Genomic DNA, 21,652 nt, shown 5'->3' with positions numbered 1-21,652 from the left:
AGGGGCGGGAGTGGGACCGGGGCCGGGCATGACGGCTACGGGATGCCGTCGGCGAAACCGGCTTCGAGCTCGTCGACTTCGTCCTGCGCGAGGTCGAGGAGCGGGAAGTCGGATGACGTGTGTCCGCCCGCGGATGGGTCGGCCGTGTGGGCGGCGAGACCCCCGAGCAGGTCGAGCCAGAGCCGGCCGAGGCGTTCCGTCGCCGCCTCGTCGAGGAGCTCGGCGGCCCAGCCGAGCGTGAGGGTCACCCTGGGGCCCGCGGCCGTGTCGACGACGGCCGCGCCCGCTTCGATCGTGTGGGTGGCGGGCATGGCCGGGTCGAGTGAACCGCCGATCGAGGTTCCCGCCGCGTCGGCGGTGAAGCGGCCCAGGTAGTTGAAGCCGATCTGCGGGCGCGGCAAGGCTGCCAGCAGCGGTGCCGTGTCCGGGTTGAGGTGGCGCAGGAGCCCGAAACCGAGCCCGTCGCCCGGTATCGCCCGCGCCTGCTCCTTGACCGCCTTCAGCAGCACCCCGGCCGCCCGACCACCCGCCGCCACCTGGCCGACATCAACGGCGCCGACATCGAAACGCACCGGATGCACGCTGGTGAACCAGCCGACCGTACGCGACAGATCCACCTCACCCACCTGCACACGGCCATGCCCTTCCACATCCACCAGGACACCCGGAGCCGCCTCCCGCCGCCACAGCGCCACCGCACCCACCAGCGCCGACAGCAGCACCTCATGCACCCCACAGTGGAAAACCGTCGGCGTCCGACCCACCAAAACAGCGGCCCGCTCCGCCGTCACGGTCCACGAACGACGGCGCATGGTCGCGGCGGTGTCGCGGTCCGCGTCCAACTCCCGTTCTGCGAGAGAGGGTTCCCCCGGCTCCAACAGGGCCTGCCACTGAGCGAGTTCGGCGACCCGGGCCTCCTCGGCCGCCCGCTGGACCAGCAGCCTGGACCAGTGCCGGAAGGAGGTGCCCACCGGGTCGAGTCGAGGCTCCCGGCCGGCCGTCACCGCTTCGCACGCGGCCTTCAGGTCCGGCACCAGGATCCGCCAGGAGACGGCGTCCACCGCCAAATGATGCACCACGAAGGCCAGTCGGCCGACTCGGCCCGGCCCTGCGTCCACCCACGCCACCTGGAGCATGACGCCCGCCGACGGGTCGAGACGCTCTGCGGCTTCCTGTGCCGCCTCGTCCGCGATGTCGTCGAGGGTGCCTGCCACCGCATAGGTCGCGTTGACGCGGGTGATCAGCTCACCGGCATCCAGCGAGCCCGGCTCGTGCACGACGAGCCGCGGCCCCGCCTCGTCCGGGACCACCCGCGCGCGGAGCACGTCATGGGTGTCCACGACCGCGCCCAACGCGGCGGCCAGGACGTGCCGTTCGAGGCCGGAGGGAGCGCCCACGATCGCCCACTGGGCGAACTTCGGGCGGACGGACGACGCGCCGAGCTCCCGCATCACGGGCGTCCAGGGCACATCGCCCACACTCACGTCCGGCGTCGTGGGCGCAGCTTCCGCAAGTCCGCAGACTGCCGCGAGCCCGGCAGGTGTTTCGTGTTCGAAGACGTCCTGCGCCTTGAAGAGCAGGTCCACGCGGCGGGCCCGCGCGGCGAGCTGCATCGACATGATCGAGTCGCCGCCCAGCTCGAAGAAGCTGTCCTCGACGCCGACCCGCTCCAGGCCGAGCACCTCGGCGAACAAGCCGCACAGAGTCTCCTCGGCCTCGCTCCGCGGCTCGCGTCCCGTGACGCGTTCGGCGAAGTCGGGCGCGGGCAGGGCAGCGCGGTCGACCTTGCCGTTGCGGGTCACCGGCAGGGCGTCCAGGACGAGTACGACGGCGGGCACCATGTAGTCGGGCAGCGTCCGGGCGACGTCCTCGCGGAGGAGCAGGGGGTCCACTGCCCGGGGGGCTCCCGTCCGGGGGTCCGCCGTCCGGCCGTCCGGGACGACGTAGCCGACGAGCCGGCGCTCTCCCGGGCCGTCTTCCCGTGCGACGACGACCGCCTGGGCCACGGCGGAGTGGGCGGCCAGGGCTGCCTCCACCTCGCCCAGCTCGACGCGGTATCCACGCACCTTGACCTGCGTGTCCGCGCGGCCGACGAACAGGAGCTCACCGGCCTCGCTCTCGCGCACCAGGTCGCCGGTGCGGTACATCCGCTCGCCGGGGGCGTACGGGCAGGCCACGAACCGGTCGGCCGTCGCACCGGGGCTGTCCCAGTAGCTCTGCGCCAACCCGGCGCCCGCCACGTAGAGTTCACCGGTCACGCCCGCGGGCAGGGGCTGGAGGAACGCGTCCAGGACGAGTGTGCGGCGATGGGGCAGCGGGTGTCCGATCGGGAGTACGGCGTCCATCGCGCCGCCCGGCCGCAGCACGTGCCAGGTCGCACAGAGCGTCGTCTCCGTAGGCCCGTACATATGGCGGACCGTGACCGCGGGGCACGCCTTCCGGACCCTCCCCACCGATGCGGCCGGGACCACGTCACCGCCGGTCAGGACCTCACGCAGTCCCACAAAGCTGTCCGGGGCCTCCTCCGCGAGCACCCGGAACGAGCCGGCGGTCAGGTGCAGCGCCGTGACGCCGCCCCGCACGTGCTCGCGCACCTGCTGGGCGTCGACGACGCCGGGCCCCGCAAGCACCACGCGGCCACCGGCGGCAAGGGGGACCCACAGCTCGTAGAGCGACACGTCGAAGGCGTGCGGGGCGTGCATCAGGACCGCGTCCGCCGCGCCCACCGCCCAGCTCCGCTCCCCCACCAGCGACGCCACGCTGCCGTGCGGCACCGCCACGCCTTTGGGGATACCGGTCGACCCCGACGTGTACATCACGTACGCCACGTCCTGCGCGGCCACCGGTGCGGCGAACTCCGCGCCCTCAGCGGTGGCCAATGCCTCGGTGACCTGCGGGTCGTCCGCCACCACCAGGCTCCCGGCGGTCTTCTCCGGCAGCACGCGCCGGCTCTCCGTCGTGCACACCACCGCCGCCGGAGCCGCGTCCGCCAGCACGAAGGCCACCCGCTCCGCCGGTGAACCCACGTCCACCGGCACATAGGCGGCACCCGCCCGCCACACGCCCAGGAGCACGGCCACCAAGTCCGGCGACCGTTCCATCACCACCGCGACACGGTCACCCCGCCGCACGCCCAGGGACACCAGATGCGTCGTCCAACGGCCCGCGCGATTCCACAACTCCCTGTACGAGGTTGCCTGTTCGCCTTGCACGGCCACCGCGTCCGGTGACTCCGCCACCCGCCTCGCGATCAGCCGAGGCACCGACTCATCCACCGAAGGGGACACCGCGCCGGGCTCGGGCAGCGCGTCCGCCACACCGACGCGCCCGACCGCCACGGACGGATCCGTCACCAGGCGTTCCAGCACCCGTATCAGCAGCCCGCCCAGAGCGTCGCCCACCACGTCGTCCACCAGGTCGGGTTGGTACGTCACGTCCACCCGCAGGCGCTCACCGGGAGCGATGCCGATGGACAGCGGGTAGTGGGTCGCCTGGCGCGACGACTCCGTGGCGAGGGAGATCGCGTCGGGTGTGGGCGCCTCAGCGGGCGGGCGGGGGTAGTTCTCGTACACGAGGAGGGTGTCGAAGCCCGCGCCGGGACCGGCGAGCTGCTGGATCTCCGGGAGGCCGAGGTGCTGGTGGGCCAGCAGCGCGGACTGGCGGTCCTGCAGCTCGCGCAGCAGGTCGAGCAGCGGCTGCGAGCCGTCAAGACGGACCCGCACCGGCAGCGTGTTGATGAACAGGCCGATCATGGAATCGGCGCCCGGCAGCTCCGGGGGACGGCCCGCCACCGTCGCGCCGAACACCACGTCCGTGCGTCCGGCCAGGCGGGCGAGCACCAGCGCCCACGCACCCTGCACGACGGTGTTCATCGTCAGACCGTGGGCGCGGGCCAGGGCGGCGAGCGCCTCGGTCGTCTCCCCGGCGAGGTGGGCGGAGCGTTTCTTCGGAGGTGTGCCGGCGCGTGCCGGGTTCGCGGGGCCCACGACCTGTGTCGGGTCGTCCGCTCCGGCCAGCTCCGCCTTCCAGGCGGCGCGCGCGGCTTCCTTGTCCTGCCGGGAGAGCCAGGCCAGGTACTCCCGGTAGGACGTGGCGGGCCTGAGGCCCGAGGCGTCGCCGCCCGCCGCGTAGATCTCGGCGAGCTCGTTGAGCAGGACCGGCGCCGACCAGCCGTCCATCAGGATGTGATGGCTCGTCATCACCAGGCGGTGCCTGCGCTCGCCGGAGCGGATCAGGAGCAGCCGCATCAGGGGAGCCGCCGCCGGGTCGATCCGCTGCGCGCGCTCGTCTTCGGCCAGGCGTTCCGTCTCGGCCTTCGCCGCGGCCTCGGGGAGGTCCGAGACGTCGGCCTCGCTCCACGGCAGTACGACCTCGCGGGTGATCAGCTGCACGGCCTCGCCCGTCTTGCGCCGCTGGAAGCTCGCCCGCAGCGCCGCGTGCCGGGCCAGCAGCGCCTCCCAGGAGGCACGGAAGCGGTCCGCGTCCAGGGGGCCTTCGACCGCCAGGATGTTCTGGACGGTGTAGACGTCGGGCCCCTGGCCGGTGAAGTCGGCGTGGAACAGGAGCCCTTCCTGGAGGGGCGAGAGCGGCCAGACCTCCGCGAGCGCGGAGCCCTTGGCCTGCGGCGCCGGTCGAGGGGCGGCGGGCGCGTGCCCCGTGGCGGGGGTGGGGGTCTTCACAGCGAACGCCCTCCTTCGAGCTCTGCTGCCATCGCTTCGAACTGCTCGACCTCGTCCTGGGCGAGCTCCACGAGGGGGAAGTCGGACGGGGTGTGGCCGCCCGCCGCCGGGTCCGTGGTGTGTGCGGCCAGGCCCGCGAGCAGGTCGAGCCAGTGGTGGCCGACGCGTTCCGCGACCGCCTCGTCGAGGACCGCGCCGTGCCAGCTCAGCGAGAGGGTCAGCTCGGGCCCTCCGTCGGCGTCGCGGACGGTCGCACCGGCCTCCAGGGTGTGTGTCGCGGGCATGGCGTCGGCGGTGGAGCTCCCTATCGCCTCTTCGCCCGCCATCTGCCAGGGCCCGACGGCGTCCGTCCCGGCGGCCGCGGGGAAGCGGCCCATGTAGTTGAAGCCGATCTGCGGGCTCGGCAACGCGGCGAGCGCCGGTCCCGTCTCGGGGTTCAAGTGGCGCAGCAGTCCGTATCCGAGGCCGTCGCCGGGGACCGCCCGCGCCTGCTCCTTGACGGCCTTCAGGAGCGTGCCGACGGCGGGGCCGCCGGCCGCCGCGCCGGTCACGTCGATGCCGGACAGGTCGAGGCGGATGGGGTGCACGCTGGTGAACCAGCCGACGGTACGCAGCAGATCCGCGTCACCGACCGGCTTGCGCCCGTGTCCCTCGACGTCGATCAGGACCGCGCCGCCGGCGCCCCGGCGGGTCCGGACGACCGCTCCGGCCAGCGTGGCGAGGAGCACCTCGTGCACGCCGCAGTGGAAGAGCGCGGGTGTCGGTCCCGCGAGCGTCGCCGCCTGGTGGGCGGGCACCGTCCAGGTCCGGTGGCGCATGCCGGCCGCCGTGTCCCGTGCCGGGTCGAGGGCCCGTTCGCCGAGCGGTGGTTCTGCCCGGTCGCCCAGGAGGGCGGTCCAGCCTCCGAGTTCCGCGACGCGGTTCCCGCCGGTCGCTTCCTCGACGAGGAGCCTGGACCAGCGCCGGAAGGATGTTCCCACCGGGTCGAGCGCGGGCTTCTCCCCCCTGGCCGCCCCCTCGCACGCGGCGCGCAGGTCGGGGGCGAGTATGCGCCAGGAGACGCCGTCGGCCGCCAAGTGGTGCACCACGAGGACCAGTCGGCCGACGCGCCGCGGGCCCGCGTCCAGCCACACGGCCTGGACCATCACTCCGGCGAACGGGTCGAGCCGCAGGACCGCATCGCGCGCGGCGCGCCCCGCGAGCTCGTCCAGGTCGTACACGTCGTCCAGGGCGCCCGAGGCGTGCAGGGCGTCGGGATTGCCCGGGGCGGCCGTCAGTGCGTCCACCGCGTCGATCCGGGTGATCAGGCGCGCCGCGTCCACGGACCCCCGCTCCCCCACCACCAGGCGTGCCCCGGTGTCGCCGTCCGCCACGGCGCGGGCGCGCAGCATGTCGTGCGTGTCGAGTACGGCCCCCAGGCCCGCCGTGAGGACTTCGGTGCCGAGGCCCGCGGGCGTGCCCATCACGACCCACTGGGTGAAGCCGCCGCCGAGGGCGCGCTCGCCCAGGGCGCGCATCACGGGCGTCCAGGTCACCTCGCCCTCGGCCACGTCCGGCTCCGACACACGCCCGGCGCCGAGCCTGACCACGGGGGCGAGGCCTTCCGGTGAGCCGTGCTCGAACACGTCCTGGGCGCTGAAGAAGGCCCCCTCCCGACGGGCACGGCTCACCAGCTGCATCGAGCTGATCGAATCCCCGCCGAGCCGGAAGAAGTTGTCGTCGGCGCCGACCCGCTCCAGGCCGAGGACCTCGGCGAACAGGGCGCAGAGGAGCTCCTCCGCCTCGCCCTGCGGAGCCCGGCCCCTGACGTGATCGGCGAAGTCGGGGGCGGGCAGGGCCGGGACGTCGATCTTGCCGTTCGGGGTGACCGGCAGTGTGTCGAGGGTGAGCACGGCCGCGGGCACCATGTAGTCCGGCAGCGCCTTCGCGGCGTACTCGCGTACCGACGGTCCGTGCACCGTCTCCACATCGGCCTCGGGTCCGGACCGGGTGCCGGTGCCGACCACGTAGCCGACCAGGCGCCGCTCCCCCCGCCGGTCCTTCTTGAGGATCACCACGGCCCGGCCGACGGCGGGATGTCCGGCGAGGGCCGCCTCGATCTCGCCCAGCTCCACCCGGAACCCGCGCACCTTCACCTGTGCGTCGGCCCGGCCGGCGTAGACGAGGTCACCGGCGCCGGTCCTGCGCACCAGGTCCCCGGTCCGGTACATGCGCTCGCCGTGCGCGAACGGGCTGGCCACGAAGCGCCGTGCCGTCAGCCTCGTCCGCCGCAGGTAGCCGCGTGCCAGACCCGCGCCCGCCACATACAGCTCGCCCACCGTGCCCGCGGGCACCGGTCGCAGGAACGCGTCAAGGACGTGGGCGGAGGTGTTGGCGACCGGTCGGCCTATCGACGGTTCGTCGTGTGCGCCGAGGGCGCGGCTCACCGTCGAGGCGACCGTCGCCTCGGTGACCCCGTACTCGCTGTAGATCTCGCGGTTCGCCGACCACCGGCCGCGCAGTTCGTCGGAGACGGGTTCGCCGCCGATGACCAGGACGCGCAGCGCGGGCAGTTCCTCCGGCGGCAGCTGCGCCAGCAGGGTCGGGGTCATCGCGACGTGCGTCACCCGCTCCGCGCGCATCAGGCCGACCAGTTCCTCGCCGGTCGCATGGCGCCGTGCGGGCGGTGCGAGGACCAGCCGGCCGCCCGCGCACAGGACCGGCCAGATGTCCGACATGGAGACGTCGAAGCTGGGCGAGACGAGTTGGAGCACCGCGCTGTCCGCGCCGATGCGGTAGCGCTCGATGCGGTCGTCCACGAGGTTGCGCAGGCCCCCATGGGGGACGACCGCGCCCTTGGGGGTGCCGGTCGATCCGGACGTGTAGATCACGTACGCCGCGTGGGACGCGGTCAACGGTGCGCGCTCCTGCGCGTTTTCCGTCGGACCGTCCGCGTATGCGGCCACGGTCCGGACGACCGACGGGTCGTCCAGGACCACCAGTTGCCCTGGGTACTCGTCCGGCACCACGTCGCGGGTCTGGCGCACGCAGACCAGGACCGGCGGGGCCACGTCGTCGAGCAGCATGCGCAGCCGCGCGGCGGGGAGCCCGGGGTCCACGGGGACGTAGACACCACCCGCGGCCGACACCGCGATGAGCGCGGTCACCAGTTCCGCCGAGCGGTCCGCCAGGACGGCCACGCGCGTCTCCGACCCCACTCCCCTGTCCGTCAAGTACCGAGCCAGACCACTTGCTTGGACAGCCACATCGCGATACGTGAACGAGCGCCCGCCGTCCACCACCGCCACCGCGGCGGGTGTGGCCGCCGCCTGTTCGGCGAAGAGTTCCGGTGCCGTCATGCGGGGCGCGTCCGACGCGGCCGCATTCCGGTCCCTCGCCGCAGAATCGGCCCCTTCGGGCTCGGTGACGATGTCGAGCCGTCCCACCGGCGCCGACGGGTCCGCCACCATCTGCTCCAGGACGCGGCGCAGCGCGGTGATCACGACCTCAGCCCTGTCGCGCGCCACCACGTCCGGGCGGTGCACGAGGAGTCCCCTCAGACGGACGTCGGGGACCACGATCAGCGCCATCGGGTAGTGGCCCCTGTCCTCGGGCTCCCCGAGGGTACGGATGGCCAGGTCGGTGCCGGTTCCTGCGCTGTCCGACGTCTTGGGGAGGTTCTCGAAGACCACGAGCGTGTCGAACACCGAGCCCGGACCGGCCAGTTGACGGATCTCCCGCAGGCCCAGGTGCTGCCGGGCCATCAATGCGATCTGCCGCTCCCGCAGGTCCGCGAGCATTCCGGCGACCGACTGGTCCGCCGCCAGGCTCACGCGTACAGGCACGGTGTTGATGAACAGGCCGACCGCCGATTCGACGCCCGGCAGGTCCGCGGGCCGACCCGCCACCGGGGTGCCGAACACCACGTCCGTGCGTCCCACGAGCCTGGCGAGGATCTGGGCCCACGCGCCCTGCACGACCGTGTTGAGGGTCACGCCCTGGGAGCGCGCCAACTCCGCGACACCGCGAGTGAGTTCGGCGGAGAGTTCGAACGGCACGGGGTCCGGCGCGACCGGCGCCCCGGCCAAATCCTCGGGCGCCACCAGCGTCGGCTCGTCCGCCCCGGCGAAGGCCGCGCGCCAGGCCTCGCGGGCCGCTTCCCTGTCCTGCCGGGCGAGCCAGGTCAGGTACTCCTGGTACGACGCCGTGGCGGGCAGCAGCCGGCCGTCGCCGCCTGCCGCGTACACCTCGGACAGCTCGGCGAAGACGACGTCGGTGGACCAGCCGTCCACGAGTGAGTGGTGGACGGTGACGATCTGGTGGTGCCGGCCGGCACCCAGGCGTATGAGGAGCAGCCGCAGCAGCGGCGCCGCGCGGAGATCGAACTTCTCGGCGCGCTCGGCCTGGGCAAGGCGTGCCACCTCGGCGGGCACCTCGCCCTGCGGCAGTTCCGACAGGTCGGCCTCCCGCCAGCGCAACTCGACACCGTCCGCGATGACTTGGACCGTCTGCCCCGAGTCACGCTGGTGGAAGCTCGCGCGCAGCACCGCGTGCCGGGCGAGCAGCGTCCGCCACGAGATACGTAACCGCTCCACGTCGAGGGGGCCGTCGAGGGCCAGCGTCCGCTGGCTCGCGTACACGTCAGGTCCGTCCTCGGCGAAGGTCGCGTGGAAGAGCAGCCCCTCCTGCAACGGCGACAGCGGCCATACGTCCGTCATGCCGGGCACCGCGGCCCGCAGCCGGGCGGTCTCGTCCTCCGTGAGGTCGTCCACGAGCATCCCGGCACTGTGCACTTGGCCGGTGGTCTCCTGCTGCCCGGACCGGGCGACCGCGGCGAGGGCCTCCGGTGTCGCGTGCTCGAAGACGTCCTCCGCCCGGAAGAACAGGTGGACGCGGCGGGCCCGTGCGGCCAGTTGCATCGACATGATCGAGTCGCCGCCCAGCTCGAAGAAGCTGTCCTCGGTGCCGACGCGTTCCAGGCCGAGCAGCTCCGCCATCAGGTCGCACAGGAGCGCCTCGGTCTCGGTTCGGGGCGCGCGCCCGGTGACCTTCGCCGCGAAGTCCGGTGCGGGCAGGGCCTCGCGGTCGACCTTGCCGTTGCGGGTCACCGGGAGGCTGTCCAGGGTGAGGACGGCGGCGGGGACCATGTACTCGGGCAACGTCTCGGCGATGGTGTCGCGTACGGCGCGGGGGTCCAGGTCCTGCGGGGCCCGCGGGTCCTCGGGGACGACATAGCCGACCAGCCGGCGCTCGCCCTGCCGGTCCTCGCGGGCGACGACGACCGCCTGGGCCACGGCGGGGTGAGCGGCCAGCGCCGCCTCCACCTCACCCAACTCGACGCGGAATCCCCGCACTTTGACCTGGCTGTCCGCGCGCCCTGCGAACAGGAGCTCCCCGGCGTCGCTCTCGCGCACCAGGTCGCCGGTGCGGTACATCCGCTCCCCCGGCGCGTGGGGGCAGGCCACGAAGCGCTCCGCGGTCGGTCCGTACCGGTTCCAGTAGCCCTGCGCGAGGCTCGGCCCCGCCACGTACAGCTCCCCGACGGTGCCGACCGGCACCGGCCGCAGCTCCGCGTCGAGCACGAAGGCCTGCCGACGGGGCAGCGGGCGCCCGATCGGGAGCACGGAGTCCGCTTGGTCGCCCGGCCCCAGCACATGCCAGGTCGCGCACAGGGTCGTCTCGGTCGGCCCGTAGAGGTGGCGGACGGTCACGTCCGGGCAGGCCTCGCGCACACGGGCCACTGATCCGGGCGGCACGACGTCCCCGCCGGTCAGCACCTCGCGCAATCCGGTGAAGCAGTCCGGGGACTCCTCGGCCATGACGCGGAACGAACCCGCGGTCACGTGCAGGGCGGTCACACCGTTCCGCACGTGCTCGCGCACCCGGCGGCCGTCCACCACGCCCGGCCCGGCGATCACCACGCGCCCACCGGCGGCGAGCGGCACCCACACCTCGAACAGCGTCACGTCGAAGGAGTGCGGGGCATGCATGAGGACCGCGTCGTCCGGGCCGACCGCCCAGCCGTTCTCGCCCACGAGCGCCGCCACGCTCCCGTGCGGCACCGCGACGCCCTTGGGCACCCCGGTCGAACCCGAGGTGTACATCACGTACGCCGCGTCCCGCACGCCCACCGGCGTGTGCACGTCGCGGCCGTCGTACGCGGCGATCGCCGCCCGCACCCGCGGGTCGTCCACCATCTGCACGGCGGCGCCCTGCGGGAGCACGCTCCGGCTCTCCCGCGTGCACAGCACCACCGCGGGCGCCGCGTCCTCGATGACGAAGGTGACGCGCGGCGCCGGGGAGCCCGCGTCCACGGGGAGGTAGGCGGCGCCCGCCCGCCAGACGCCCAGGAGCAGCGCCACCAAGTCGGGTGACCGCTCCATCACCACGGCGACACGGTCACCGCGGCCGACACCGAGCGCGGCCAGATAGGCCGCCCACTGCCCCGACTCCGCCCACAACTCCCCGTACGACAGCGTCCGTTCGCCTTCGACCGCCACCGCGCCGGGCGTTGACTCCACCCGTGCGGCGATCAGCTCCGTCACCATCGACGACTCCACCGGTTCCCCCTTCAGGCAGGCGCTCAGCGCTCGTCCGGATCGGCACCGAGGCGCAGGATGTGATCGGCGCCGACGGCCGGCGGCGGCCCGCTGCCACCGAGCACGGGTCCGCTTCCGCCCAGGACGGGGCCGCCGCCGAGGACCGGCCCGTGCAGCACCCGCTCCTTGTGGGCGTCGGGGCCCGCTCCATTGGTGCTGGGGCGGTTGAACTGCGTGTGGTAGAGCTCGGCGTAGAGCCCTCCCGCCGCCAGGAGTTCGTCGTGTGTGCCGCTCTCGCGGACCTCGCCCTCATCGATGACGAGGATCTGGTCCGCCTCACGGATGGTGGACAGCCGGTGGGCGATCACCAGGGAGGTCCTGTCCCGTAACGCGGTGGTCAGCGCCCGCTGGATGGCCGCCTCGGACTCGGAGTCCAGATGTGCGGTGGCCTCGTCGAGCACCACGACGGAGGGAGCCTTCAGGAGCAGCCGGGCGAGGGCGAGGCGTTGTTTCTCGCCGCCGGAGAGCCGGTAGCCGCGGTCGCCGACCACCGTGTCGAGGCCGCTGGGCAGCGACCGGATCAGGTCGCCGATCTGGGCCGCGTCACAGGCGCGCAGCAGATCGCGCTGCGTGGCCTCGGGGCGTGCGTAGGACAGGTTCACGCGGATCGTGTCGTGGTAGAAGTGCGCGTCCTGGCTGACCACGCCGACGACGTCGCGCAGCGAGTCGAGGCTGACGTCGCGGAGGTCGTGGCCGTCGATGCGGACGCTTCCCGACGTCGGGTCGTAGAGCCGGGACACCAGATGGGTGGTGGTGGTCTTGCCGCCGCCCGACGGGCCGACGAGGGCCGTGAGTTTCCCCGCGGGCACCCGGAAGGTCATCCCGTGGAGCACCTCCGCCGTCTCCTTGGCCCGCTCGACCGCCGAGAGGGCGTTGGACTCCAGCGAGGCCAGGGACACGTCGCTGGCGCGCGGATACCGGAAGGACACCTGGTCGAACTCGATCTCCGGCGCGGGTCCGTCGCCCGGCGCGCTGAGGGCGGCCGGGTCCGGCTTCTCCTCGATGAGGGGCTTGAGGTCGAGGACCTCGAAGATCCGGTCGAAGCTGACCATCGCGGTCAGCGCGTTGGACTGCAGGCTGGACAGCTGGGTGATGGGCCCGTAGAGCCGGCCGAGCAGCGCGGCCAGGGCCACCAGCGTGCCGATGCGGAACACGTCGTCGAGCACCAGACGTCCGCCGACGCCGTAGACGAGGGCGGTCGCCAGGGACGCGAGCAGCGCCATGAAGACGAAGGACAGCCTGCTGTACACCGTCCAGACGATGCCGACCTGGCGCACCTCACCCGCCCGGGCCTCGAATGCGGCCGCCTCTTCGCGCGGGCGCCCGAAGAGCTTGGCGAGCATCGCCCCGCCCACGTTGAAGCGCTCGTTGATGATGCCGCCCAGCTCGCCGTTGGCCTGCATCTGCGCCCTGGAGTAGTACTGCAGGCGCCGCCCCACGTAGATGCCGGGCACGATGAAGACGGGGAGCATGGCGATGGCGATCAGGCTGATGAGCCAGGACAGATAGAACATCTCGGCGAGGACCAGGAGCACGGTCAGCACGCTGGTCGCGGAGACCAGCATCGTGGTGAGGGCCTGCTGGGCGAGCATGACGTCGCCGTTGAGGCGGCTGGCGAGCAGCCCCGTCTGGGTCCGGGTGAAGAACGCCATCGGCTGCCGCTGGACGTGCTTGAAGGCCTCGACCCGCAGATCGTGGCTCACGCCCTGCCCGATGCGCCCGGAGAAATAGCTCTGCACGAGCTGCGCGCCCGCGTCGACGACGGCGAGTCCCGCCACGACGAGGGCGACGGTGACGATGAGCCCCGAGTCGTCCTTGAGTATTCCGTCGTCGATGATCTTTTTGAGCAGCAAAGGCGTCGAAACGATGATGAGGGAATCCACCACGGTGGTCATCAGCAGAAAGGCGAACGCCAGCTTGTGCGGCTTCATGTAGGACATCGCCCGGCGCACTGATCCCGGCCGGAGCGATTGCTTCTGGGCCCCTGATTGGGGCCCTCCGACGGTAGGTCCACCAGGTCCTTGGGTGATCAACACGCGACGGAATCCTCCTGCCTCGGCATTACGGAATGGGGCCCGCTGGTAGGTCATGAGATGCACTCACCCGGAGGACGATACCTTTCTGCATTCCCGCCATCCAGGCCCTCAATTGGGCAGGGCAATGTCCGGGAACGGGCAGCACGGAAATCACGGAACGGGCAGCACGGAACTCACGACTTGGACAGGTAAAAGCTTTTGGACAGGTGAAAGCTCACCGAACGGGCACGGTGATGCTCGCATCAAGAATTTCCTTCGTGCACGGGACCGGCGTCCAACCGGGCAATCCGCTCGGTTGGACGCCGACGGTGTCCTACGCCGTCTCGGCGACCTTGCGCTGGACGCGCACCGCGACCTCCGCCCACATCTCCGCGCACTCGTTGGCCAGGTAGGCCACGATCCGGCCGCAGTGCGGCGGGGTCTTGTCGATGATCTCGTCCCACTCCTCCGCACTGATCGTGTGGATGTTGAGCAGCCGCAGCAGGGTGCGGCCCGTCTCGCTGAAGCGCAGCGCCGGGTCCGCGTTGAGGCGCTTGAGGACCGTGGCACGGTCCTGTCCCGCGTCGCGGTCGGGCACGGCGGTGGGTCCGCCGCCGTGCCTCGGTGCGCTCGCGAGGACTTCGCCGCCGCCCCGTTTCCCGCGCTGCGGCAGCGGGTCCTCGCCCCGCATCATCCGGTTGCGTACGTCGCGGACCGTCTCCGGGGAGATGGACGCGACGCGCGCGACCTGACGCAGGGACAGATGCGGCTTCTCGGCGATGAGTTCGCTCGCCACCCTGCGCCCCTCGGTCCCGTTGACCGGGCGCACCCGGCCGTCGTGGCCGATCCTGCTCGCTTCGCCGGCCTGTTGGGCCGGGGCCCGTCTGCGGATCTCCGCGACGGTCCCCGGTGCGATGCCGCTGACGGACGCGATCATCCGGTCCGACCACTGCGGATGCGAGGCGATGATGCGCCCGGCCGCGCTCTTCCTGTCCGCCGTGGTCAGCGGCAGACCGTGCGTGACGTTGGACTCGACGGCCAGCACGAACGCGTCGGCCGTGTCCCCTTCGAAGAACTTCACCGCGATCTTGCGCTGTCCTCGCAGCTCGGCGGCCCGCACGCGGTGCAGTCCGTCGATGACGCGCATGGTCGAGCGGTGCACGGTGATGGGCGGCAGTGGGCTCTGCACCACTGCGAGCGCCTCCACGTGTTCCTGGTCTATTCCGGAAATTCGCGGCGAGTCGGCCGTCGACAGTGAACCGATCTCCACTTCGACGACCATGAGTTGGTCGATCTGCGCATGCCCAGGTATTGCCAACTGAAATCCCCCTAGTGATCTGATGTCTCCCGTGCGCACTTGACCACCCGCCGGTCAGGATCGGCGCAGAGTTCGGGAGAGATCGACCATGAAGTGAAAGCTGACGCGCGCTCAGAAGGCTGGTTCGCCCGGTGTTCGGGCGAAGGACGAGGTACGCGGAAATACATCACCGCCACGCGGTGATGAGCCCGAGCCGCACATCTCTCGTCGCATCGCAGAATTACACCCGCACTCGGCGCCACTTCCCCTCCGTCGGGATTCCGCTCCGTTCCTGAGGTGGAACGAAATCCCGCTGGCCGAACCACGCTCACCCTAACAACGCGCTTATCGGCCTGGTACCCCTCACTAGCAGAATGGATCTAGGGCCGGGAACCCCTATTCACCCCTAGCGGGCGCCGGAACCGACCCCGGCGGCCGCCGCCGGCTGTGTGAGCGTGCGGCCCATCAGCGGCGACATGACCTGGGCGATGTTCGCGAGCTCGCCGATCTCCGCCCGGGTGACGGCCTGATTCCCGTCGCAGAGCGCCGTCTTGGGGTCGGGATGTACGTCGATCATGACGCCGTCGGCGCCGACGGCGAGGGCGGCCCGGGTGAGGGGGACGACGAGGTCCCGGCGGCCGCCCGAGTGCGAGGGGTCCACGATCACCGGCAGGTGTGAGAGGCGCTGGACGACCGGCACGGCGCTGATGTCCAGGGTGTTGCGGGTGGCGGTCTCGAAGGTACGGATGCCGCGCTCGCAGAGCACGATGTCGAGGTTGCCCCGCTGCGCGATGTACTCCGCGGCCATCAGCCACTCCTCGATCGTGGCGCCGAATCCGCGCTTGAGCAGAACGGGACGCCCGGCCGCGCCGACCGCCTGCAGGAGCGCGAAGTTGTGCATGTTGCGGGTGCCGACCTGCAGCATGTCCGCGTAGGGGGCGACCAGTTCGACGCTGGCCGGGTCGATGACCTCGGTGACGACCGGGAGTCCCGTCTCGTCCCTGACGTCGGCGAGTATCCGCAGCCCCCTTTCGCCGAGACCCTGGTAGGCGTACGGGGAGGTGCGCGGTTTGAACGCCCCGCCGCGCAGCAGCGCGGCACCCGCCGCCTTGGCCATGTGCGCGGCGGCCAGGGTCTGTTCGGGGCTCTCCACCGCGCACGGTCCCGCGATCACGGTCAGGGTGTCCGGTCCGATGGGCACGCCGCCGACCCTGATCACGGACCGGTCGGGGTGGTGCTCCCGGCTGACCAGTTTGTAGGGCACCGAGATCCGTACGACGTCCAGGACACCGCGGCGGTTGGACAGATTGAGGGCATCGAACGCCTCGACGTCTCCCACCAGGCCGACGATGGTGCGGGTCACGCCACGGCTGACGAACGCGTCACCGCCCGCCGCCCGCACCAGTTCGACGACCGCGTCCACGTCCTGCTGGGTGGCCTCGGGGGCCATCACGACGACCATGGGGGTTCCTCCCGTTGCTGGGGACAGCTCTGCCATGTCCGGCTGCCCATGCGGACGGGGGGATCCTTCAGGCGCCGCCACAACGTTAGGAGTTCGCGGTCCGCCGCTCAACGTATGACCGGGTCATCGTCCAACTGCTCAATTTCCAGAGCCCGTTGGGGTCGTTCCGTGCGGGGCGGGAAGGAGACCTCCACCACCAGCCCCCCGCCGGGGAGGGCGTGCGCCCCGATCACGGCATCGTGGGCGGTGGCGATGGCACGGACGATGGAGAGGCCGAGCCCGTGATGGCCGTCGCCCGCGGTGCGGCCCAGCCGCTGGAAGGGTTCGAAGAGCCGCTCCACCTGCTCCGGCGGCACCTCGGGCCCGGTGTTGGCCACGGCGACGACGGCCCGTCCCGCGTCGGTGCGAGTGGTGACCTCCACCTGCCCGCCGGGGGTGTTGTAGCCGGTCGCGTTGTCGACGAGATTGGCCACCAGGCGCTCGACGAGCGCCGAGTCACCCGACGTCTCGGCGGGCCCGATCGTGGTCTCCACGCGCAGCCCGCGCCGCCCGGTCTCCCCGCGCGAGGCCTCCACGACCTCCTCGGCGATCACCGCGAGGTCGAGCGGCTCGCGGTGGTCGAGGCCGCGCTCGCTGCTGGAGAGGGTGAGCAGCGACTCCAGGAGGCGGGCCTGCTGCTTGCTGATCTCCAGGAGCCGTTCGAAGTTCGACCGGAACGACTCGCGGGTGGCGTCGCGGTCGATGAGGGACTCCTCAAGGAGCGCGTGCTCCAGCGTCAGCGGCGTCCGCAGCTCGTGCGCGGCGTTGGCGACGAAACGCTTGTGGGAGTCGAGGGCGGTCTCCAGCCGGCCGAGGAGTCCGTCGACGGTGTCGGCGAGGTCCTTCAGCTCGTCGGCGGGGCCGACGACGGCGAGCCGCTCGTGCATGTTCCGGGCCGAGATGCGATGAATGCTGCCCGTCATCGTGCGCAGCGGACGCAGCACGCGCCCGGCGACCACCCAGCCGAGTCCGATCGCGATCACCGCCATGATCGCCAGCGCGATGCCCGACTGGACGAGGAGGTGGTCCATCTCGATCTCGTGCTGTCGGAGCGCCTGGTCGCGCAGTTGCTGCGTGATGTCGTTGAGCTGCACGGAGGAGTTGGACTCGGGGTAACCGAGGTAGAGGCGCCCGGCGGCGCCCGGGTCGAGGACGGGTTCACCGCCGCGGTTCTTGACGAGGACGAGGTTAGCCGGGGAGCGGGCGACGAGCAGATTGGTGATGGCGAGCAGGACCACGCCCGAGGCGACGAACAGCACTCCGTAGAGGAGTGTCAGACGGACGCGTACGCGCCGTGGCAGCAGTCGGCGGGCGAGCGCCGGCAACCGGGCGAAGAGCGTGAACGGGCGCATGGGCACCTCAAATCCGGTAGCCGCCCCGAGGAACGGTCTCGATCACGGGAGGGTCGCCGAGCTTCGGGCGCAGCCTGTTGATGGTCGCCTTGACCGTCGTGGTGAACGGGTCGGCGGCCTCGTCCCACACGCGTTCCAGCAGTTCCTCCGCCGACACGACCCGGCCCTGGGCGGCGAGCAGGTACTCGAGTACCGCGAATTCCTTGGGGGTCAGCGCCAGGCGCACCCCGTCCCGGGAGGCGATCCGCTGCGCCGGATCGAGCCGCAGGTCGCCCTGGACGAGGATCGGCGGCAGCGCCGGCTGCGAGCGCCGGGCGAGCGCGCGGATGCGGGCGACGAGTTCGGCGTACGCGAAGGGCTTGGGGAGGTAGTCGTCCGCGCCGAGGCTGAACCCCTCCACCCGGTGGGCGATCGTGCCGGACGCGGTGAGCATCAGCACCCGCGCGTGCATCGGCTGGGCCGCCAGCGCGACGCAGACCTGGTCCCCGTGGACTCCGGGGAGGTCCCGGTCGAGCACGACCACGTCGTAGTCGACGACCGTCGTGCGTTCCAGGGCGTCCGAGCCGTCGTAGACGACATCGACCGCCATCCCCTCGCGGCGCAGCACGCGCGCCACCGAATGCGCGAGCTCCGCATGGTCCTCGACCACCAGTACCCTCATCGCCCACCCCTCGCTCGGCACGTCACGATCGGCGGGGAGGGATCGCGGGGAAGGCCGCGGCAGAGGCTGATCATGCGGCACCACGTTGCCCGATCCCACGTCACACACCGGTCACAGCTCCGGCGACGGCCCCCCGTCGACGCACTCTCGTGTTCGACCTGCTGCTGTCGAAAGCGTACCGCCGCGGTGGCGGATCCTCCGGTCACAGATTCGCGGACCGCAGTGTGACCGCACGCCGCGTAGAAACGGAAGCGCATTCGGAAGCGACCGCACTCGGTCCGGGAGAGGAGATGCAGGCCGTGGTCATCAGCCCGCGCGGCGACCTGCACCTCCGGCTCCGGCTACACCACGCGCAGACGGTCCCAGGCCCCGCCGTCCTTCCGCCCCTCGCAGCGCTCTTCCCGGCGGCCCCCCTCCCGCCTGCCGGAGCGCGCGACGGGCACGGGACGGAGTTTCGCCGCCAGGTCAGCCCGACGCTGGACGGCGAGCTTGCGGTAGGCGCGGGTGAGGTGCTGCTCGACGGTGCTGATCGTGATGAACAGCTTGTCGGCGATCTGCCGGTTGGTGTGGCCGCGGGCCGCGAGCGTCGCCACGCGCAGCTCCGCGTCGCTGAGCTCGTCGGCCTTGCGGCGGACGCCGGACGGCCACGGCTGCTCGGCAGGAAGGGAGTTACCGGTGTCGGCGACCGGCAACGCCCGGGGGACGGGAACCCCGCACTCCCGTCCCAGCTGCTGCGCCTTGCGGGCCAGCGACCGCGCCTGGCCGCCGTTGCCGAGCTCGCGGTGGGCGCGGGCCAGCTCGTCCGTGGCGCGGGCCAGCTCCACGCGGTGACCGCGCTCCCGCAGGGTCTCGATGGCCTCGCCCAGGAGCACGAGCCTGCGCCCGGCGGGCTGCGCGCTGGCCAGCACCCGCAGCGAGACGCCACGCGTCCAGGCGTGTCCGGCCCGTCCCCCGCCGACGAGGGCCAGTTGTTCCTGGGCGAGCGTCGCTGCCCGGTCGTCGTCGCCGAGCAGCAGATGGGCCTCGGCCGCGTCCGTCCGCCACGGAACCAGCGCGGGCAGGTCGAAGCCCCAGCGGGTCATGAGGTCGCCGCAGGTGTGGAAGTCGTCGAGCGCGGCATAGGGGCGCCCGGCGGCGAGGTAGTAGTGACCGCGCGCCCTGAGGTAGATCAGTCCGTCGGGGGTGTGGAACGCCGTCTCCGGTATGGGGACGCTGAGTTGGGCCGCCGCCTCGTCGAGGCGGCCCATGGCGGTCCTGGTGGCCACCGAGGTGGCGATCGGCGAGGCCACGGCCACGCCCCAGCCCTCCGGCGGAACGAGTGTGAGCGCCAGGTGCGCCGACGCCTCCGCGGCGGCGAGCCCGCCGAGCCGGAGTTCGATGCGCGCCTTGGTCGCGGCGAGCAGGGCCTGCCACATGGGTGCGTGCCGCTCGGCGGCTTCCTTGCAGAGGGTCTCGCACCAGAGAGCCGCGGTGTCCAGACGGTCGGCCAGGACGAGGGAGTTCAGTGCGACGACGAGCGCTGTCAGCGTGCCGTCGTCGAGGCGGGTGCTCTGCAGGATCTGTTCCGCGCGGATCACCACGTCGTCGCCCGCCCCGTCGAGGACCGCCTTCATCAGGGTGGCCGCGCGCTGGTGGGGGCTGCGTGCGGGCGTTCGCGCGCGCCGCTCGTCGTCGCTGTGGCGGGCCCGGGCGCGCGCGGATCCGGGGAGCCCGGGAAATTCGTACGCCATCCAGGCCCGGACGCAGTCGAGCCGTCGCGAGGCTTCGGCGTCCGGATGTCCGCGGGCCTCGGTGCCTGCGCCGTCGCGCTCGGCGGCGCCGAGTATGTCCTGGGCCGGGTCGACCTGGCCGAACCAGAGCAGGTGGCCGACGAGTTCGATGGTCTGGCGGTCTCCGAGTTTGCCGTCGAGTGCGTCGGCGGTCAGCTCGGGCAGGTGCCGGGCGGCGGTCGCCGGGTTGAGCCGCCAGCCGGCCCGGGTCAGCGCCTCCCTGATCGCCACGGACTGCCGTCCGTCGGTGCAGGTGTCGCGCGCGGCGCGCAGGCAGGTGAGGGCCAGTTCGACCTCGTCGTCGGCGAGAGCGTGCTCGGCGGCCTCCAGGAGCGTGCTGAGCGCCCACGGGGCGTCGATCGGCTCGGCCGCGATCAGATGCCGCACCACCACGGTCGCCACCTCGCCGTGCTCGTGCAGCACTTGGGCGACGCGGGCCTCGAGGCGGGCGCGGTGTGCGGGCTCCATGCTCCGCAGGACCGCGGCCCTGCCCGCCTCGTGGCGGAACCAGCCGGAGTCGAGCAGCCCCGCGTCGTTCAGGGCGCGCAGGCTGCGGTGGACCGACTCCCGGCTGGTTCCCAGGACTTCCACCAGTTCGGCGAGCGGCACATCCGGGCCGACCACCGCAAGCGCCCATGCCGTGCGCCGCGTCGACGCGTCGCTGCGGTACAGGCCCGTGGCGACGGCGTGCGCGAAGGCTTCGCCCGGCACGAGGGCCCCGGAGCCGCAACCGCCGCCGTCCGCCACGTGGCGGTCCTCGATCAACGCACGGGTGAGGAGCGGGCTTCCGCCGCCCGTCCGGTGAAGGTCCGCGACCAGCTGGCGCGTCCCCCACCCCTCGCCGCCGAATCCGGAGATCATTTCAGCCACTCCATGCCGCTCGAGTGGCCCGAGCCTGATATTGCGGCAGCCCGGCAGACGCAGCAAGTCAACGTGTAATCGCGTATTTCCGGCCAGAAATCCGCTGTTCTCCCCCAGGACCACCAGAATGCGGCTGGCGTCGAGCCGACGGGCCAGGTACAGGACACATTCCAGGGAGTGGCCGTCGGCATGGTGCACGTCGTCGATGCTGAGCACCACCGGCCTTTCCCTCGCCTGTTCAAGGACAATCCCGCAGAGCTTGGGGACCTCATTCATCACGACGGCGGGCAACACCCCCTCGGCCCGCCGAATCTGCGCGGCCACCGCCATCAGGTCCACAAGGCGAGCCGCCCGCTTGGCGTCAGCGCCCGGCAGATCCGCGCCGAGCAGCAACTGCCCCATCACGCCAAGAGGCAGGTCGCTCTCCGCCTCCGACGCCGTGGCCTGCAGAAACAACGCCCCCGCAGCGGTTGCCCGTTCACCGAAAGCCTGCAACAGCGCGGTTTTCCCGCTGGCCACCGCGCCGCTTACCAATAGCACTCCGCCATGCCCCGCCATGCAGGCGTTGAGCATGCCGTCCATGATCGAGAATTCTTCCTCACGGTCCACCAAGTTCATGAGCCGACTTCTCCCCCGTGCCTGACGGCTGATCCCGGAGCGGCCGGACGGTCAGCCGGTTCTCACCTTTCGACTTGCCCGGTCACTTACTTGAAGACTCTGCCATATCTGAAAATCAACTACCAGCGTCATTTGACTCAATGATGTCGAATAACCGTCGCGAACGCGCCACTTGGCCGAAGACCGGACTTCCCTGTTCCATATCACTGGGAAACTCCTGCGGAATTGCCGATGGTGCGGAAACCGATGGAATTTCGGAAGGACGTCCGAGGTACGAACAAAGGGACGGCAGGGGCAGCGGGCAACGCCCGTGACGGCTGA

General features: G+C 71.9%; 8 protein-coding genes. All 8 read right to left on the bottom strand.

Annotation, left to right across the window (positions count from 1 at the left end):
• Positions 1-35 precede the first annotated feature (35 nt).
• Complete coding sequence (locus OG302_RS38410) at positions 36-4,679, bottom strand: amino acid adenylation domain-containing protein (RefSeq protein ID WP_371749369.1); 4,644 nt, start codon at positions 4,677-4,679, stop codon at positions 36-38.
• Positions 4,676-11,218 carry an amino acid adenylation domain-containing protein gene (locus OG302_RS38405; RefSeq protein ID WP_371749368.1) on the bottom strand — a complete coding sequence of 2,181 codons (6,543 nt, stop codon included), beginning with the start codon at positions 11,216-11,218 and terminating at the stop codon, positions 4,676-4,678. The genes OG302_RS38410 and OG302_RS38405 overlap by 4 nt, the downstream gene beginning before the upstream one ends.
• Before the next feature lie 23 nt (positions 11,219-11,241).
• Entirely contained in the window at positions 11,242-13,188 is a 1,947-nt protein-coding gene (locus OG302_RS38400) for an ABC transporter ATP-binding protein (RefSeq protein ID WP_371749367.1), read from the bottom strand.
• Positions 13,189-13,606: 418 nt separating this feature from the next.
• Positions 13,607-14,554: a ParB N-terminal domain-containing protein gene (locus tag OG302_RS38395; RefSeq protein ID WP_371749366.1), complete on the bottom strand. Its 948-nt coding sequence runs from the start codon at positions 14,552-14,554 to the stop codon at positions 13,607-13,609.
• 421 nt (positions 14,555-14,975) lie between these two features.
• Entirely contained in the window at positions 14,976-16,031 is a 1,056-nt protein-coding gene (gene aroF / locus OG302_RS38390) for a 3-deoxy-7-phosphoheptulonate synthase (protein ID WP_371749365.1), read from the bottom strand.
• Between the two features lie 107 nt (positions 16,032-16,138).
• Complete coding sequence (locus tag OG302_RS38385) at positions 16,139-17,422, bottom strand: sensor histidine kinase (protein WP_371749364.1); 1,284 nt, start codon at positions 17,420-17,422, stop codon at positions 16,139-16,141.
• 7 nt (positions 17,423-17,429) lie between these two features.
• Positions 17,430-18,083, bottom strand: a complete 654-nt coding sequence (locus OG302_RS38380) for a response regulator transcription factor (RefSeq protein WP_371749363.1) — start codon at positions 18,081-18,083, stop codon at positions 17,430-17,432.
• Positions 18,084-18,424: 341 nt separating this feature from the next.
• Entirely contained in the window at positions 18,425-21,331 is a 2,907-nt protein-coding gene (locus OG302_RS38375; protein WP_371749362.1) for an AAA family ATPase, read from the bottom strand.
• Between the last annotated feature and the right edge of the window lie 321 nt (positions 21,332-21,652).

Source organism: Streptomyces sp. NBC_01283, assembly GCF_041435335.1.
Classification (GTDB): domain Bacteria; phylum Actinomycetota; class Actinomycetes; order Streptomycetales; family Streptomycetaceae; genus Streptomyces.
Note: the sequence above shows the minus strand (reverse complement) of the source record. Positions and strands in the feature narration are given on the sequence as shown.